16 protein-coding genes and 1 pseudogene are annotated in these 16094 nt (G+C 64.3%); 16 read left to right on the plus strand and 1 reads right to left on the minus strand.

The annotated features are described in order from the left end of the window. From QZ307_RS08400 to QZ307_RS08415, 4 genes are all read left to right on the plus strand, one after another. A partial coding sequence (locus QZ307_RS08400) for a DUF512 domain-containing protein (protein ID WP_295998559.1) occupies positions 1–386 on the plus strand: 386 nt, incomplete at its 5' end. Positions 387–405: 19 nt separating this feature from the next. Further along, positions 406–1719 carry a ribosome biogenesis GTPase Der gene (gene der / locus QZ307_RS08405; RefSeq protein ID WP_295998561.1) on the plus strand — a complete coding sequence of 438 codons (1314 nt, stop codon included), beginning with the start codon at positions 406–408 and terminating at the stop codon, positions 1717–1719. A gap of 3 nt (positions 1720–1722) precedes the next feature. Then, complete coding sequence (locus QZ307_RS08410) at positions 1723–2421, plus strand: glycerol-3-phosphate acyltransferase (RefSeq protein ID WP_295998564.1); 699 nt, start codon at positions 1723–1725, stop codon at positions 2419–2421. 170 nt (positions 2422–2591) lie between these two features. Further along, positions 2592–3590: an NAD(P)H-dependent glycerol-3-phosphate dehydrogenase gene (locus QZ307_RS08415; protein ID WP_295998567.1), complete on the plus strand. Its 999-nt coding sequence runs from the start codon at positions 2592–2594 to the stop codon at positions 3588–3590. Positions 3591–3998: 408 nt separating this feature from the next. Here the strand turns inward: QZ307_RS08415 and QZ307_RS08420 are convergent, their stop codons facing one another. Beyond that, positions 3999–4475: a methylated-DNA--[protein]-cysteine S-methyltransferase gene (locus QZ307_RS08420; protein ID WP_295998571.1), complete on the minus strand. Its 477-nt coding sequence runs from the start codon at positions 4473–4475 to the stop codon at positions 3999–4001. 121 nt (positions 4476–4596) lie between these two features. Here QZ307_RS08420 and rpe point away from each other — a divergent pair, with 121 nt between their 5' ends. From rpe to QZ307_RS08480, 12 genes and pseudogenes are all read left to right on the plus strand, one after another. Then, positions 4597–5301, plus strand: coding sequence for a ribulose-phosphate 3-epimerase (gene rpe, locus QZ307_RS08425; RefSeq protein ID WP_295998574.1), 705 nt, complete (start codon positions 4597–4599; stop codon positions 5299–5301). 69 nt (positions 5302–5370) lie between these two features. Next, a complete protein-coding gene (locus QZ307_RS08430) occupies positions 5371–6576 on the plus strand; it encodes a cysteine desulfurase family protein (protein WP_295998577.1) in 1206 nt (401 codons plus the stop codon). 8 nt (positions 6577–6584) lie between these two features. Next, entirely contained in the window at positions 6585–7400 is an 816-nt protein-coding gene (locus QZ307_RS08435; protein ID WP_295998580.1) for a histidinol-phosphatase HisJ family protein, read from the plus strand. A gap of 143 nt (positions 7401–7543) precedes the next feature. Next, positions 7544–8458 (plus strand): Nif3-like dinuclear metal center hexameric protein, encoded by a 915-nt coding sequence (locus tag QZ307_RS08440; RefSeq protein ID WP_295998584.1) that lies wholly within the window; start codon positions 7544–7546, stop codon positions 8456–8458. Positions 8459–8635: 177 nt separating this feature from the next. After that, the gene (locus QZ307_RS08445; RefSeq protein WP_295998587.1) at positions 8636–9355 is read left to right on the plus strand and encodes a hypothetical protein; all 720 of its coding nucleotides are present in this window, start codon (positions 8636–8638) and stop codon (positions 9353–9355) included. An 89-nt stretch (positions 9356–9444) separates the two neighbouring features. Next, positions 9445–9636, plus strand: a complete 192-nt coding sequence (gene rpmB, locus QZ307_RS08450; protein WP_028027152.1) for a 50S ribosomal protein L28 — start codon at positions 9445–9447, stop codon at positions 9634–9636. Between the two features lie 190 nt (positions 9637–9826). Continuing rightward, positions 9827–10174, plus strand: a complete 348-nt coding sequence (locus QZ307_RS08455; RefSeq protein WP_275207508.1) for an Asp23/Gls24 family envelope stress response protein — start codon at positions 9827–9829, stop codon at positions 10172–10174. Between the two features lie 61 nt (positions 10175–10235). Then, complete coding sequence (locus tag QZ307_RS08460; RefSeq protein WP_295998597.1) at positions 10236–11867, plus strand: DAK2 domain-containing protein; 1632 nt, start codon at positions 10236–10238, stop codon at positions 11865–11867. A 336-nt stretch (positions 11868–12203) separates the two neighbouring features. Then, a complete protein-coding gene (locus QZ307_RS08465) occupies positions 12204–14390 on the plus strand; it encodes an ATP-dependent DNA helicase RecG (protein WP_295998599.1) in 2187 nt (728 codons plus the stop codon). 151 nt (positions 14391–14541) lie between these two features. After that, positions 14542–15147 carry a 16S rRNA (guanine(966)-N(2))-methyltransferase RsmD gene (gene rsmD, locus QZ307_RS08470; protein WP_295998605.1) on the plus strand — a complete coding sequence of 202 codons (606 nt, stop codon included), beginning with the start codon at positions 14542–14544 and terminating at the stop codon, positions 15145–15147. A gap of 118 nt (positions 15148–15265) precedes the next feature. After that, positions 15266–15733 (plus strand): ATPase, encoded by a 468-nt coding sequence (locus tag QZ307_RS08475; protein ID WP_295998602.1) that lies wholly within the window; start codon positions 15266–15268, stop codon positions 15731–15733. Positions 15734–15806: 73 nt separating this feature from the next. After that, a pseudogene (locus QZ307_RS08480) lies at positions 15807–16094 on the plus strand (DUF177 domain-containing protein); the annotation flags it as partial.

Raw genomic sequence — 16094 nt, forward strand, 5'->3', positions numbered from 1 at the left:
GCGCCGCCGAGGCCCTCAAGGCCGCCGGCCTCACCGCCTGCTATATCATCGGCGAAGCCATGCAGCCCTTCCTCGACGCCATGATTGCCAAAAGCCCCTTGGCCGGCTGCCTGATCCCCCTTACGGTGAAGAATGACTACTTCGGCGGCAACGTAAACGTAACCGGCCTCCTCTGCGCCTGCGACATCGAGAAGGCAATAAAGGAAGCATCTGGCGACCTCTTCCTCCTCCCAAAGGTCATTCTGAATGACAACGGCGTGACGCTTGACGATGCTACCGTGCAGGATATGGAAACGGAGACGGCGACCCGTATACACGTGGTATCCTGTAACCCATTGGATTTTCTTCCTGAGATCATCGCGCTGGCCGCCCCGCCGGCGCTGTAAGAAACGCGAGGAACACATCATGGCTCTTCCCATCGTCGCCATCGTGGGCCGCCCCAACGTGGGCAAGTCCACCTTGGTCAACCGCATCGCCCAAACCGGCGATGCCATCGTGCACGAAATGCGCGGCGTCACCCGCGACCGCAGCTACCACAAGGCCGACTGGAACGGCATGGAGTTCATGCTCATCGACACCGGCGGTATCGAAATGGGCAACGAGGACGCCTTCCAGGGTTCCATCCGCGCCCAGGCCTTCGAGGCCACCCGCGAGGCCGACGTCATCATCTTCTTAGTGGACGGCAAAACCGGCATCAACGCCGACGACGAAGAGGTGGCGCGCATTCTGCAGAAGTCCGGCAAGCCGGTGTTCCCCGTGGTGAACAAGATGGACAACCCGGCGCGCATGGACGAGGTGTGGGAGTTCTACGCCCTGGGCCTGGGTGATCCGTGGCCCGTTTCCGCTCAGCACGGCAACGGCACGGGTGACTTGCTCGACGACGTGGTGAACGTGCTGCGCAAGACCGACTGGACGCCGGAAGAGGAAGTGGATGCCATCAACGTGGCCATCATCGGGCGTCCGAACGCCGGCAAGTCCTCGCTTACCAACAAGCTGACCAACAACGATCGCTCCATCGTGTCCGACGTGGCCGGCACCACCCGCGATGCCATCGACACGCTGGTGGAGCACGACGGCACCATGTACCGCATCGTGGACACGGCGGGCCTGCGCCGCAAGAGCCAGATCGACGAGGACGTGGAGTACTACGGTTTCGTCCGCGCCATGCGCGCCATCGACCGGGCCGACGTGGCGCTGCTGGTCATCGACGGCACGCTCGGGCTTACTAACGAGGACCAGCGCGTGGCCGGGTACGCCGCCGAGCGCGGCTGCGCCATGGTGATCGTGCTGAACAAGTGGGACATCGTGGAGGGCCCCGAGGCCAAGGAGAAGATACGCGAGCGCATTGCCGACCGCATGACGTTCGTGGGCTACGCGCCGGTGGTGGCCATCAGCGCGCTCACGGGCAAGAAGGTCGACCGCATCTGGGAGGCCATCGACACGGTGTACGCCAACTACAGCCGCACCATTCCCACCAACCAGCTGAACAGCTGGCTCGCCGGCATTCGCGAGACGGGGCACACGGTGTCGAAGGGCAAAGCCATCCTGCGCATGAAGTACGTCACGCAGACGGGCACCTGCCCGCCGCACTTCACCTTCTTCGTGAACCGCCCCGATGTCGTGGACGACAACTACGAGCGCTACCTGGAGAACCGCATGCGCGAGGCCTTCGACCTCACCGGTACGCCCATCCGCCTGAAGTTCAAGAAGAAAGACTAGTCCATGATCGTTCTCGGCTATCTTGCCCTTACCTTCGTCATCACGTTCCTGCTCGGCTCCATTCCCTGGGGCGTTATCGTCTCCAAGTTGGCCTACAAGAAGGACCTGCGCGACGAGGGCTCCGGCAACATCGGCACCACCAACGCCATGCGCACCCTGGGCAAAGCCGGGGGAGCAGCGGTGTTCGTGCTCGACTTCGGCAAGGGTCTGCTGGCGGGTTGGCTGGCGGTGTGGGTCATCGCCCCGATGGTGGCCGCCCTTCCCGCCGAGTTGACGGTGAGCGGCGGGCTCTACGGAGCCTTCGCCACCCCGGCGCTGAACGCCGTGACGCTGGTGGCGGCCCTGGCCTTCGCTGGCTGCACCTTGGGCCACGTGTTCAGCCCTTGGCTCGGCTGGCACGGCGGCAAGGGCATTGCCGTGGCGGCCGCCTGCCTGGTGTTTGTTTACGGGCCCGTGGGCTTTCTCATCGAGATCATCGTCTTCGCCCTCGGCATTGCGCTGACGCGCTGCGTGTCCGTGGGCTCCCTGGCCGCCGCCGTGGTTTGCCCGCTGCTGGGCCTCTACTATTACGGCCTGGGCGGTCACTGGGTGGCGTGGCTCATCATCACGGCCACGGCCGCCGTGGTCATCTGGGCCCACCGCGAGAACATCGCCCGCCTGCGCGCCGGCACCGAAAACAAGATCGGAAGCAAGAAGAAGTAGCCGTTAGCGTTCTGCTTTGGTTGAGTTCGACGGGGACACGGGGTGCCCCGACCGAGCGAGTTCCGCAGCGACTGAAACAGCCCAGTGGGCTGTTTCACCAAGCGAGGACTGTTTGAGCGAATCGGGGTACCCCGTGGCCCCGTCCCCCGAAGACTTGCAAGGAGAGTCTCATGAACGTAGCAGTTATCGGAGCTGGCAGCTGGGGCACGGCGCTGGCGCTGGTGCTGGCTGAAGCCGGTCACGACGTCATGCTGTGGGCGCGCACGCCCGAGGTGGCCGAGGCCATCAACGCCGATCATCGCAACCCGCGCTACCTGTCCGACTACCGACTGCCCGCGTGCATCCGCGCCACCAGCAACTACGCCGAGGCTGTGGAGGGCGCCGAAGCGGTGGTCATCGTCACGCCGTCGGCAGCGCTGCGCTCGGTGGCGGCCGATCTGCGTGCGCTCATTGCTCGCGATACCCCCATCGTCATCTGCTCGAAGGGCGTGGAGGAGGAGACGGGGCTTTTGCCCATCGACACCTTCGCCGACGAGCTGGGCAATCCGGACCGTTTCGCCGTGCTGTCCGGCCCCACCCATGCCGAAGAGGTCATCTGTCGCAAGCCCTCGGCAGCGGTAGTGGCCAGCGCCCATGAGGAGACCGCGCTGTTCTTCCGCGACCTGTTCGCCACGCGGGCCTTCCGCACCTACACCTCCGACGACCCGGTGGGTGTGGAGCTGTGCGCGGCGTTCAAGAACGTCATCGCCATTGCCGTAGGCGTGTCCTATGGCATGGGCTTCGGCGACAACACGGCGGCGCTGCTCATCACACGCGGTTTGGCCGAGATGAGCCGCATGGTGGTGGCTTGCGGCGGGCAGGCGCTCACCTGCATGGGCCTCGGCGGCGCGGGCGACATGGTGGTTACCTGCATGTCCCAGCACTCGCGCAACCGCCGCTTCGGCGAGCAGTACGTGGCCCGCGGCCTTACCCTGGCCGACTTCACGGCCCAGACCCACATGGTGGTGGAGGGAGCCATTGCCTGCAAGACCCTTGCCACCCTCGAGGAGCGTTATCAGGTGGAGCTGCCCCTGACGGACACGGTGCGCAGCGTGGTGTGGGAGCAGGTTCCGCCCCGCGAGGCCGCCGCAGCCCTCATCGATCGCCCGCTCAAGGCGGAGTTCTACTAAGCAGGGCATATTGTTCACCTGCATCATCAGGTTTCGTCGGGTAAACGAAGTGCATACGCGGATTTAACCGAAAGGCCTTCCTTGTTCCCTTGGAGCAGGGGAGGCTTTATTGTTGTCATCAGCCGATCGGAAGGGATGAGCGGCAAACCTGGGAGGAAGGCAAGGCAATCTTGCCGTATACGAAAGCCTTTCAGGTGGCCGCAAGCAAACGTCCCGCACCGTTCAGCTCCTTGACAACCTATCCCGAGCTTCCGTCGCACCGTCTCCTGCGTGAACCCTCCTCTCTCCTCTCTCAAGCCCTCGCGGCGGAAACCAAGACCATGCGCACGTTCCCCTTCTCCTCCGTGCGTATTGAGCAAGCTCCTCCGGTTCCCCTGCCGGAGGAGCTTTTTTTATGCGTTGGCCGCCTTAGGAATGGGTTGGAGCTTCCAGATGGAGCAGGGCGCGCGCTACTGCTGCCGCCTGGCCGCTGCCCAGGGGCTTGCCCGCGGCGCTGACAATGCGATGGATGGGCACCAGTAGGGGGGCGGGGCACTTCTTGAGGGCGGCCCCTACGGCGCGAAACGAATCGGGAGCGCCGAGGGTTTCGGCCAGATCGCGGGCCGTGCGCGTTTGACCATAGGGAATGTTCGCTACAGCGCGCCACACTTGCTGCTGAAAAGCTGTGCCGGCCAGCTGGCAGGGCACGGTGAAGACAGTGCGCTTACCGGCCAGGTATTCCATGATCTCGTTGGCGGCCTGGTTGGTAAGGGCGGAGGGCTTGCGAAGACCCGGTAGAGAGGACTCGCCCAGGATGATCGCAGTGACAGCAGTGCCGTTGCTGCCGATGGTGATGGGGCCGAAGGTGGTGGGGTAGGTGTAGAACGTGCGCGCATCGGAGGGCATCGACGACCACCTTTCTGCTCCTGGCGTGAGCGTTTGCCGCTGTCGCTTTATTATACGGCCTTGACGTCGAGTCAAACCTGTAGAATGGGGCCATCGGAATTCTGCGAGCAAGGACGGCCTTATGTTTCAACCGGTGAAGATTGCCCCTTCCATTCTGTCCGCCAACTTCCTGGATCTTGGTGCCGACATTGCGCTCATCGAGCGCGCCGGCGCGGCGTTCGTCCACATCGACGTCATGGACGGCCATTTCGTGCCCAACCTGACCATGGGCGTGCCCCTGCTCAAACAGCTGAAGCCGGCCACCAGCCTGGTGTGCGATGTGCACCTCATGATCGACAACCCGCTGGTGGAGCTGCCCTGGTTCATCGATGCCGGGGCCGATCTGCTCAATGTGCACGTCGAGGCCTTGAGTGAGGCTGATCTGGTGCGCGCCATCGCCCAAATCCACGAAGCGGGCCTGATGGCTGCGGCGGCCTTGAAGCCGAAGACGCCGCCATCGGCGCTGGCGCCGGTTATTGCCGATCTGGACATGGCCCTGGTCATGTCCGTGGAGCCGGGCTTCTCGGGCCAAAGCTATATGGCCGGCTCCGAGACCAAGGTGGCCGAGGTGGCCGCCATGGCCCGGGCTGCCGGCAACGAGGCCATGCTCATCCAGGTGGATGGCGGCATCGGCACCGCTACGGCGCCTTTGGTGGCGGCCGCCGGCGCCGACGTGCTCGTGTGCGGCAATGCCGTCTTCGCCGCGCCCGACCCCGCCGAGGCCCTGGCGGCGGTGCGCGATGCCGCCGATGCGGCGCGCCTGGCCGTGCTGGACGCCTGCGCCTAGGCGACTCGAGCAGCTTCATCCGCCCGGCCGCTCTTCATATGTGTAAGTTGAACGAGGAGACAACCCATCGTGACCGATCAAGCATCTGATTCCTTTATTTATCTCGACTATGCCGCCACGGCGCCGCTGTGCGAAGAGGCGGCTCTGGCCATGGAGCCCTTCCAGGTGCCCGGCCCCATGAACCTGGCGGTGAACGCCAACGCCAATGCGCTCTATCGGCTGGGCCGCGGGGCCTTCGACCTGATGGAAAACGCGCGCCGCCGCGTGGCTCGGGCCTTGGGGGCGCGTCGCCCCGACGAGATCATCTTCACCTCGGGCGCTACCGAGGCCGACGACGCTGCGCTCTTCGGGCTGGTGCGCGGGGCGGCCCAGCAACGGCGCCTGGCCGGCCAGGGGGACCGCCCGCTGCACGTCATCACCTCGGCCATCGAGCACGATGCTGTGCTGGCCCCCTGCAAGCGCCTGGAGGCGGAAGGGGTGAGCGTCACCTACCTGCGCCCCAATCGCGACGGCTTCGTGGAGGTGCGCACCTTGGAGGCCGCCCTTACCGAGGACACCGTGCTCGTATCGGTGCAGGCGGCCAACTCCGAGGTGGGCTCCATCCAGCCTATTCGCGAGCTGGCAGCTGTGGCCCACGAAGCCGGGGCCCTGTTCCATACCGATGCCGTCCAGGCCCTGGGCAAGATGCCGCTCGACCTTCAGCAGCTCGACGTGGACGCGGCTTCCTTCTCGGCCCACAAGATCGGCGGCCCTAAGGGGGTGGGTGCCCTCTATCTGCGCGCCCGCACGCCCTTCGAGGCGTTTTTGCTGGGCGGTGGCCAGGAGTCGGGACGGCGCAGCGGCACCCAGAACGTGGCCGGCATCGAGGGGTTCGCGGCGGCGCTCGAGGCCGCTCAGGCGGCGCAGGAGGAAGAGTCCGGGCGTCTGCGCGTGCTGCGCGATGCGCTCTATGCCGAGATCATGCCCCTCGATGGTGTGCAGGCCACGGTGGATGTGGAGGCGGGCAGCGAGGACTATCTGCCCAACATCGTTCATCTTCTCGCCGACGAGCTGGAAAGCGAGACCATGGTGCTGCGCTTCGACCAGTTGGGACTGTGCGTGGCCGGGGGCAGCGCCTGTTCATCGCACTCGCTGGAGCCGAGCCATGTGCTGAAGGCCATGGGCATCACCGGCGACGAGGCCTACAACGCCCTGCGCGTTTCCATGGGCCGCTACACCACGCGCGCCGATATCGAGGCCTTCCTTGACGCGCTGAAAAAAGTTCTGAACTGGTAGGAGAAGCTATGGAACTGGTTAACACCCACTGTCATTGCGTCTACTCGGGCCACGGCGTCGGCTCGGTGGCCGAGTATGCCCAAGCGGCCGATGCCGCTGGCCTCACCACCCTGGCCTTCACCGAGCACTATCCGCTGTCGGCGGCCTTCGATCCCGACCAGTATCTATCCATGCGTCCCGAATACGTGGAGCGCTACCTGGCCGAAATCGAAGAGGCGCGGGCGGCCCACCCTCATATCGAGTTCATCGTGGGCACCGAGATGGACTATCTGGGCAGCTTGGAGGATCGCGTTATAGCCGAGGCCGACCTGGCCCCGTATCGCTTCAAACTGGGCAGCGTGCACTTCATCGACGGCTGGGCCTTCGATGACCCGGCGCAGAAGGGCCGCTGGGAAGAGCCCGGCGCCCCCGATGCCATCTGGCGCCGCTACGGCGAGCTGTGGTGCCAGGCCGCGTCCGATAGGGCCAACCCCTACGACTGCATGGCCCATCCGGATTTGGCGAAGAAGTTCGGCTATGCGCCCAGCTTCGACCGAGAGCCGCTCTACGAGGCCATGGCCGAGGCGGCTCGGGCCGGCGAGCGCATGGTGGAGGTGAACACCTCGGGCGGCTATTACGCCTGTGCCGAGATGTTCCCGGCCCCGGCGCTGCTGGCGGCCTTCTGCCGCGCGGGCGTGCCCTGCACGGTGGGCTGCGATTCCCATGATCCGGCCAACGTGGCCCGCGATATCCGCGCGGCCTACGATCTTATGTACCAGGCGGGGTACCGAAGCGTTACCGTGCCGACGGCCACAGGCGATCGCCGAAGCATTACCATCGAATAGGGTGCGCCTTGGCCTGACTTTCCACGGAAAGCAGCTTGGCGCGGCCACGGCGTCAGAGGCGTCTTCAAAGGTGCACTGACGCTGGGATACCTACCATGCTCCGCCGCATTGGCGAAGCTCGATTTGGGAAGAAGCTGATAGCTATGGGTCTGTTCAACAAAGGGGAGCGTTCAGCGGCGAAAAGCGAGGCGCTCTCGAAGCGTGGCGCTTCGGCGCTGGCGCCCCGCGTGTTCTCGATGACCGTGGGCGCGCTCGAAGAGGCGCTGCTCAAGGAGTTTCCCGCCGAAGACGCCGAGTCCTGGGACCGCACGGGGCTCACGGTGGGGGAGCGCGCGCTGCCGGTGACAAAAGTGGCCGTGGCCCTCGATCCTACGGTCAAGGCCATTGGCGAGGCGGCGGCCGCGGGCGCCAATGTGCTCGTTACCCACCATCCTGCTTTCTTGGCGGCGCCCGACAACTTTGCCCCTGAGGCCAGCGTGGCCCTCAGCTCGGGCGCCGGCGTATGGGCCGCTATTCGCCACCAGGTGGCGCTCATGGATTTCCATACGGCCCTCGACGTCAGCCCGCAGGTCGCCCGTGTGCTTCCCGGCATGCTGGGCCTGCGCTTTACGGGCCGCTTTGCCGAGCCGCTAGCAGGCTCGCGCCGCAAGGGCTACGGCCAGATCAGCGAGGTGCCGGCCAACGACGACGCCCCCGAGACCCTGGCGCGCCTGGCGGCCCGTTGCACCGCCGTGTTCGGGCGCTCCCCGCGCGTGTGGGGCGACCCTGACAAGCCGGTGAGAACCGCTGTTACCGCCACGGGCTCGGCGGGCCCCACGGGCAAGGTCGCCCTGGCCGCGGGGGCCGATGTTCTCATTTGCGGCGAGGTCAAGTACCACGAAGCCCTCGATCTTTCCCAGGCTGGCCTGGCCGTCATCGAGTTGGGCCATGATGCCAGCGAGCTGCCCCTTACCGCGGTGCTGGCCGAGGCGCTCTGCAAGGCGGGCGTCCCCGAGAACGCCGTTGTCGTGATCGACCAATCCGACAACTGGTGGCATCCCGAGGCGGTGCGCGTTTAGCCCGTCTTTGGTCACGTGGCACCCCGACGTCCTTCCCCAGGTCCTCTGACAAGGGGGGACGGCCGGGGTGCCTTCCTTTCGCGCCCGATCAAATGAGGTTTTTCCATCCTGTGGCTCCAGGGGCTAACTTTTCGTCTATTATTGTCACCGAGAGAATAATGATCGAAGGAGATGCCCATGGAAGCAACCCGCGAAGACATTGATAGTCTGTTCGAACTGCAGCGCATCGACCTCGAGATCATGCGCCGCACCAAAGAGCTCGACGAACTGCCCCAGCGCGGCATTATCGTGGCCGCCCGCGAGAAGCGCGGCGCCATCGAGGCTCAAAGCGCCAAGGTGGCCGAGGTGAAGCGCGCCACGTCCCGCAAGATCACCCGCATCGACGACGAGGATGCCTCGCTGGCCAAGAAGGAGGCTGGCGTCCAGGCGGCCATCGACGCTGCCCACGGCGATTTCCGCAACGTGGAGGCCCGCACGAAAGAGCTGGCCGGCATTGTGCGCCGCCGCGGCACCCTGGCCGAGGATCGCGCCGCCGTCCAGGCCGAGCTCGACAAAATCGGCAACATCGAAGCGCAGATCACCCTGGCGCTCGAGGAAGTGAGCGCCAAAGAGCAGGAGGCGATCGATTCGTTCCAGAAGCAGGGGGGCGACCTTAAGCTGGCCATCGCCAAGCTGGAGGCCTCCCGCAACCAGCTGGTGGGCAAGATCGACGCCGAGCTGGTGAAGGCCTACGATCGCACGTCGGCCCGGGCGGGCGGTGTGGCCATCGGAGCCCTCGACGGCAACCGCTGCGGGGTGTGCCGCGTCACCATCGACAGCGGCCGTCTCATCGATTTGCGCGCCCAGGCACCGCTGGGAACGTGCCCTTCGTGTAAACGACTGCTCATAATCGAATAAAGTGGTTGATTCCGCCCGAAATGCTGTGATATAGTATCAAGGCTTTTTGTCCCAAAACAGTTTTACTGGTATTAATGGAGTTGATTGTAATGTCGAAGGTTTGCGAAGTTTGCGGTAAGCACCCGGTTGCTGGTCGTAGCATCAGCCACTCTCACCGTGTGTCCAACCGTATGTTCCGTCCCAACATCCAGAAGGTCACCATCCGTGACGCGAAGGGCCATGTCCGTCGCGCCAACGTGTGCACCTCCTGCATGAAGGCCGGCAAGGTCGAGCGCGCCTAGGCGTTGCCCCTGCTCCGACCCTCTCTTTTCAAGAGCGTCAAAAGCCCGCACCGCGGGCTTTTCTGCGTTTGGGGAACAGTTCGGTTGTGGAATATGCTCACTGTCAACAGGGGGTAACGGTCCCATGCCGCCCTATGCGGTATACTTTTCCCGATATAGTCCAAACAGCTCAGCGGAAAGGAAACCTCCCATGAGTTCTGTGATTCCCGGCAACCTGCATGTCGCCAACGACGTGCTGGCCGACATGGTGGGCAATGCCGCCATGGAGTGCTACGGCGTGGTAGGGGTGTGCGCTCCCAATGCCGCCGATGGCATCGCGAAAATTCTTCCCGCCTCCCGCCTGCGCCGCGGCGTGGTGGTCAACAGCCTCGAAGAGGGCGTCCATGTTGATTTGTACATCATCGTCGAGTACGGCACCAACATCGCCACGGTTTCGCGCAACCTGATCGATCAGGTCAGCTTCGCCCTCAAAGAATACGCACGAGTGCCTCTGGCGGGCGTCGACGTGCATGTCATGGACGTCAAGGTGCGCCGCTAGGCTCATCGCGGATGGGCTCCGCGCCAGCGCGCGCTGCCCCTGAAGGAGAAATCGGTTTCTCATGTCTACTACTTATTCTTCCAACAACATTCTCAACGCGGTGGCCGCCGCCGCCAAGACGCTTGGCGACCGTAAAGAGGAAGTCAACCGTCTGAATGTGTTCCCCGTTCCCGACGGCGATACGGGCACGAACATGTCGCTCACCATCGAGAGCGTGGTGGGCAACGTGGCCAACCTGCCCATCGGCGCCTCGGGCGCTGACATTCGCAAGGCCATCACCACGGGCGCCCTCATGGGTGCGCGCGGCAACTCCGGTGTTATCACCTCTCAAATTCTGCGCGGCCTGTGCGAGGGAAGCCAGGGCTTCGATACGCTGTCCACCGAGTCGCTGGCCGGTGCCTTCACCAAGGCCCAGGAGGTGGCCTTCCAGGCGGTGCGCAAGCCCGTCGAGGGCACCATCCTCACCGTGCTGCGCGATGCGGCCGCAGCGGCGAAGAACGCGGCCGACGAGGGCCTTGATACCGAGGCGGCCCTCGATGCCATCGTGGCCGAGGCCTACGCTTCGGTGCAGCGCACGCCCGACTTGCTGCCGGTGCTGAAGGAGCATGGCGTGGTCGATGCCGGCGGCTTTGGCCTGGCTATCCTGTTCGATGCCTTCGTGGCGGCGCTGCTGGGCCGTTCGGGCACCATGGTCGACGAGATGTCCTTCCTGCGCAACGCCCACCCCAAGGTGGAAATCGAGCAGGTGAACGACTGGGAGGGCTCTAACTTCCGCTACTGCAACGAGTTCCTGGTCGATTCCGACACGCTTGACAAGGACGAGGCTCTGAAGTTCCTCGGCACCATGGGCGACTGCGAGCTGTGCGTGGGCGAGGTTCCGAAGTTCAAGGTGCACGTGCACTCCGATCACCCCGATCAGGTGCTGGCCTACTTCCTGGAGCGCGGCCAGGTCTCCGAGGTGTTCATTCACAACATGGAGCTTCAAAGCGCCGAGCGCACCGAGAAGCTGGCGGCCGAGGAAGAGGCCGAGAAAAAGTCCCTCGGCTTTGTGGCCGTAGCGGCAGGCGACGGCAACGCCGACATCCTGAAGAGCCTCGGCGTGAACGTGGTGGTGTCCGGTGGTCAGACCATGAACCCCTCCACCAAGGACCTGCTGGAGGCGGCCCAGTCGGTGAACGCCGAGGCCGTCATCATCCTGCCGAACAACTCCAACATCGTTATGGCGGCCAATTCCGCCGCCGATTTGGCCGAGTTCCCCTGCGCCGTGGTGCCTACGAAGTCGGTGCCCCAGGCGTTCTCGGCGCTGTTCGCCGTGGACCAGGATGCGTCCCTGGAAACTAACGTCGAGGAGATGACCGAGGCGGCCCAGGCCGTGAAGAGCGGCGAGGTAACCTGGGCCATCAAGGACTCCAAGGACGCCGAGGGCAACCCCATCCACGAGGGCGATGTCATCGGCATTGCCGACGGCTCCATCGACGCGGTGGATTCCACGGTCGAGGGTGCGGTGCTCACGTTGCTTGAGAAGATGGATGCCGACGACGCCGACACCTGCACCATTCTGGCCGGCGAGGATTACACCGACGAGCAGCTGGAGGCGCTGGTGGCGCGCATCGAGGAGGCTTACGAGGACCTGGAGATTGACGCTCAGCGCGGCGGCCAGCCCTTGTATCCGATCATTTTCTCAGTTGAGTAAATTCTGCTTGTAAATCCTCCGGGGGCGAGACTCCGGGTATGCTCAGTCGCTCAGACAGTCCTCGCTCGGCGAAAATGTCCACTGGACATTTTCGTTCGCTGCGGAACTCGCTGCGATGTTCCGTTCGTCCTGACGGAGCGAACGGAACGACTCGATGCTGCGAGTCCGACAGGCACCTGATCTCGCACCTTGTTTTGGGCACGGCGCGGCGCGAAGGCCGCTTGGCCCAAAGGCGGCGCGATATCAGGCACCTGTCGGACTCTCGCTGACTTCCTTGGGCGAACCTCTGATACAAAAGGTTTAAATAAAGAGATATAAGGAAGAGCAAATTAAACAATGCCTTTGAATCGTGAACAGGCTACGTTGGCTTTGGACGAACCCGTTTCTCGGGTTCGTCTTGTTAGTCCTGCTCGCGCGCGAGCTTTGGAGAAACTGGGCATCCGCACCGTGCGGGATTTGGTTACTCACTTTCCGCGGTCCTATATCGATTTGTCGGCGGTGGAGACGGTGGCCGGGGCGCGCATCGGGGAGATGTGCACTATTCGCGGCACCGTGCACGAGATCAAGCTGAAGAAGCCCCGCCGTAATCTGTCCCTGGTGGAAATCGCCCTGCTCGATGAGACGGGGCTTTTGATGGTTACGGCATTTCGGCAGCCGTGGCTGATGGACCAGATCAAGGCCGGCGATGCCGTGGCCGTGTCGGGCAAGGTAGGCTTCGACTACGGCTTCAAACGCATGACCAATCCCTTTATCGAGGTGTTGGGGGAGGGCCAGACGGTCACGGGCTCGGTGGTGCCGGTGCACCCGGCCACCGAGAAGCTCTCCGCCGCCTGGGTGCGGCGCATTGTGGCCAATGGGCTCGAGCTGGTGCGCGGCGCCTTCGACCCGCTGCCTCTGGGGCTGCGTCTGCGCTATCGGCTCATGAGCCGCGACGCCGCTCTGCAGGCCATTCATTTTCCCGAGCAGCGCGCCGAGGCCGATGAGGCCCGGCGGCGCCTGGTCTATGAGGAGCTGCTGTATTTGGAGCTGTTCCTTATGCAGGAGGGCGCGGCGCGCACGGCGGGCTGCGAGCCTACGGTCCACGTCGTGGACGGCGCTCGTTTGCGGGCCTTCGCCGACGCGCTGCCCTTTTCGCTCACCGGCGAGCAGGAGCGCGCACGGGATGAGATCCTTGAGGCCATGGCGGCTCCTGTCACGGCCAATCACATGCTGCTGGGCGACGTGGGCACGGGCAAGACGGTGGTGGCCGGCTTCGCCTTGGCCGCTGCTGCCGACAGCGGGGGCCAGGCCCTCTTGCTTGCGCCGACCGAGGTGCTGGCCGAGCAACATCACAAAGGCTTGGGCGCGTTGCTGGAGGCCGCCGGTGTGAGCCACGGACTGCTGACGGGCTCCACGACGGCGTCCGAGCGGGCGGCCATGCTGGAGCTGTTCGCCGCCGGCGAGCTGGACGTGCTCATCGGCACCCACGCGCTCTTGTCTGACGACGTGCAGCCGGCGCACTTGACCTTGGCCGTTATCGACGAGCAGCAGCGCTTCGGCGTCGATCAGCGGGCGAAGCTGCTGGCCAAGGGAGAAGCGCCGGACGCTCTGTACCTGACGGCCACGCCCATTCCGCGTACACTGGCCTTAGCCCTGTACGGAAACTTGTCGCTGTCCTATATCAAGCATCGTCCTCATGACAGCGTCCAGCGCACCACGAAGGTGCTGTCCAAGCAGGATCAGGGCTTTGCCTTCGACGCAGCCCGCGAGGCCCTGGCCCGCGGTGAGCAGGTGTATGTGGTGTGCCCCCTGGTAGGGTGCTCGTCCGAAGAGCGCGATGGGAAGGCAGCGGGAAAGGCCAGCGCCGCCGATGCGGCGGGCGACGAGGCCTATCATCCCGCCGTGGCTATCGATGCCGAAACGGATTTCGACGCTGCCGACGTGACAGCGGCCACCAAGGAGGCCCGCATTCTGCAGAACTCCACGTTCTCAGAGTATCGCGTCGAGCTGCTTCACGGCGGCATGGGTACCGAGGCGAAGCAGGACGTCATGGAGCGCTTTCGTGCGGGAGAGATCGACGTTTTGGTGGCCACTACCGTTATCGAGGTGGGTGTGGATGTGCCCAATGCCACGGTCATGATTGTGGAAGACGCCGACCGCTTCGGCCTGGCCCAGCTCCATCAGCTGCGCGGTCGCGTGGGCCGTGGTGAGAAATCGGCTGAGGTGTACCTGGTGTCCGCCTCCAAGCGCGACGAGTCTCTGGCGCGTCTGGCGGCCATGGAAACCACCGACGATGGCTTCGAGCTGGCGGCCTACGACTTGTCCCTGCGCCGCGAGGGCGATATCCTCGGCAACCGTCAGCATGGCGCCAGCGGGCTCAAGCTGGTGAACATCATGCGTGACGGCGCCGTCATCGAGGCGGCCCACAAAGACGCCCAGGCCATTCTCGATCTCGATCCCAATCTGGAGGAGCCTGACCACCGGGCGCTTGCCCGCGAAGTCCGCCTGGCCTTCAAGAACGAAGCGACCATAGCAGGAGGCTAACTGAAGCTGCTCTGGACAACGCCCGGCGCAGGCACGGGGTGCCTTGACCGAGCGAGTTCCACAGCGACTGAAACAGCCCAGTGGGCTGTTTCACCAAGCGAGGACTGTTTGAGCGAATCAAGGTACCCCGTGGCTGCGCCCTCGGGAGACTATCAGTAAAAGGAGTACCGCCATGCGCATCATTGCTGGAGAACATCGGGGGCGTCGCTTGGAGGCGCCGAAGGGGCAGGGCACCCGCCCTACCACAGACCGTGTGCGCGAGTCCCTCATGAGCGCGCTTATCTCGGCTCGCGATGGCCTTGACGATGCCGTGGTGCTCGATGCCTTTGCAGGCTCGGGGGCCCTGGGTCTGGAAGCGCTTTCGCGCGGCGCGGCGCGGGCGGTGTTCTGCGAGCGAGATCGGGAGGCGGCGGCCGTCATCGAGCGCAACATCGCTGCCATGAAGTTGACGCCTGCCGAGGCGCGCCTGGTGCGCGCCGATGTGCTCAAGCGCGGCGTGCCGGTGCAGAAGAACCCCTTCGATCTGGTGTTTCTCGATCCTCCTTATGCCGTCGACGCAGTCGAGGTGTTCGGGCTCATCAGCCGTTTGGATGGTCAGGGGCAGCTGGCCGAAGACGTCATCATCTCTTACGAGCACGATGCCGCCGCCGACGGGGCCGTGGCGGAAGGGGCTGCGGCAGCGGGCTTCCAGATAGCGTCTCATCGACATTTCGGTGACACGAGCATCGACCTCATGGAGCGTTTGTGTCCTGAATAACCACGGTATTCCATAGCTTCTCCATCATGTTAGAATGAAAAAACTCATCGTGGATGTCTTACGTGCTGATGCCCTTTTACAGGCAGTCAGCGCGATTTGAAAGTCAGGAAGGATCAACATGGACGAAACCGGAGTTTTGGGACTGCTCGAAGAGCTCTCTATCCTGTTGGAGGATTCGAAGCCCGTCTTCGGCAAGGGCAATCTTCGTCAGGTGGACATTGCCGCTGCGTTCGATATCATGGACGAGATCCGCGATCTGTTCCCGGCTGAGTTCTCCCAGGCGCGTCAAATTGTGCGCGAGCGTCAGAGTCTGCTGGACGATGCCGAGGTCGAGGCCAACCGCATGATCGAGGATGCGCGCAGCCAGGCCATCACCATCGCCTCCGAGCAGGAGATCGTGCGCATCTCCCAGCAGCAGGCCGACACTATCCTGGCCGACGCCCGCGAGCTGGAGCGCCAGACCCGCGCCGGCGCCGAGGACTACGCTGACGAGGTGTTCGGGCATATCGAGCAGAGCCTCGACACGCTGCTGAACAACACCCGCCGTTGCCGCGACCGCCTGAACGCCACGGCCGGCCCGCGCTAGGGGCGACAGACACTGAAGCTTGTGGAAGGCGCGCCCGCGACGGCGCGTCTTCTTGTTTGAAAGGAGAACGCCCATGACCGAACGGAACCAGGTGCTCGTCACCGTACCGGAATCCCTTATGGAAACCGCCGCCATGGACCACTTCGAGGGCACGGTGGAGGTGCCCGAGCTGGCCAGCGGCCCCGACAGCTACACCTTCACCGGGCCGGTCTCCTGGTCGGTGGACGTTACCAACACCGGCGACGCCATCCTCGTGCAGGGGAAGAGCGCGGCCGATGCCACCACGGCCTGCGCCCGCTGCCTCGAGGACGTGTCCTACCACCTGGGGGGCGATATCGAGGGGTACTTCCTCATCACCGGC

The organism is uncultured Adlercreutzia sp. (assembly GCA_910585575.1).
Taxonomy (GTDB): domain Bacteria; phylum Actinomycetota; class Coriobacteriia; order Coriobacteriales; family Eggerthellaceae; genus Adlercreutzia.

Bases quoted from the DNA above. Each gene is read 5' to 3' on its own strand.
- der (WP_295998561.1), top strand. From the start codon at position 406: ATGGCTCTTCCCATCGTCGCCATCGTGGGCCGCCCCAACGTGGGCAAG.
- QZ307_RS08410 (WP_295998564.1), top strand. From the start codon at position 1,723: ATGATCGTTCTCGGCTATCTTGCCCTTACCTTCGTCATCACGTTCCTG.
- QZ307_RS08415 (WP_295998567.1), top strand. From the start codon at position 2,592: ATGAACGTAGCAGTTATCGGAGCTGGCAGCTGGGGCACGGCGCTGGCG.
- QZ307_RS08420 (WP_295998571.1), bottom strand. From the start codon at position 4,475: ATGCCCTCCGATGCGCGCACGTTCTACACCTACCCCACCACCTTCGGC.
- rpe (WP_295998574.1), top strand. From the start codon at position 4,597: ATGTTTCAACCGGTGAAGATTGCCCCTTCCATTCTGTCCGCCAACTTC.
- QZ307_RS08435 (WP_295998580.1), top strand. From the start codon at position 6,585: ATGGAACTGGTTAACACCCACTGTCATTGCGTCTACTCGGGCCACGGC.
- QZ307_RS08440 (WP_295998584.1), top strand. From the start codon at position 7,544: ATGGGTCTGTTCAACAAAGGGGAGCGTTCAGCGGCGAAAAGCGAGGCG.
- QZ307_RS08445 (WP_295998587.1), top strand. From the start codon at position 8,636: ATGGAAGCAACCCGCGAAGACATTGATAGTCTGTTCGAACTGCAGCGC.
- rpmB (WP_028027152.1), top strand. From the start codon at position 9,445: ATGTCGAAGGTTTGCGAAGTTTGCGGTAAGCACCCGGTTGCTGGTCGT.
- QZ307_RS08455 (WP_275207508.1), top strand. From the start codon at position 9,827: ATGAGTTCTGTGATTCCCGGCAACCTGCATGTCGCCAACGACGTGCTG.
- QZ307_RS08460 (WP_295998597.1), top strand. From the start codon at position 10,236: ATGTCTACTACTTATTCTTCCAACAACATTCTCAACGCGGTGGCCGCC.
- QZ307_RS08465 (WP_295998599.1), top strand. From the start codon at position 12,204: ATGCCTTTGAATCGTGAACAGGCTACGTTGGCTTTGGACGAACCCGTT.
- QZ307_RS08475 (WP_295998602.1), top strand. From the start codon at position 15,266: ATGGACGAAACCGGAGTTTTGGGACTGCTCGAAGAGCTCTCTATCCTG.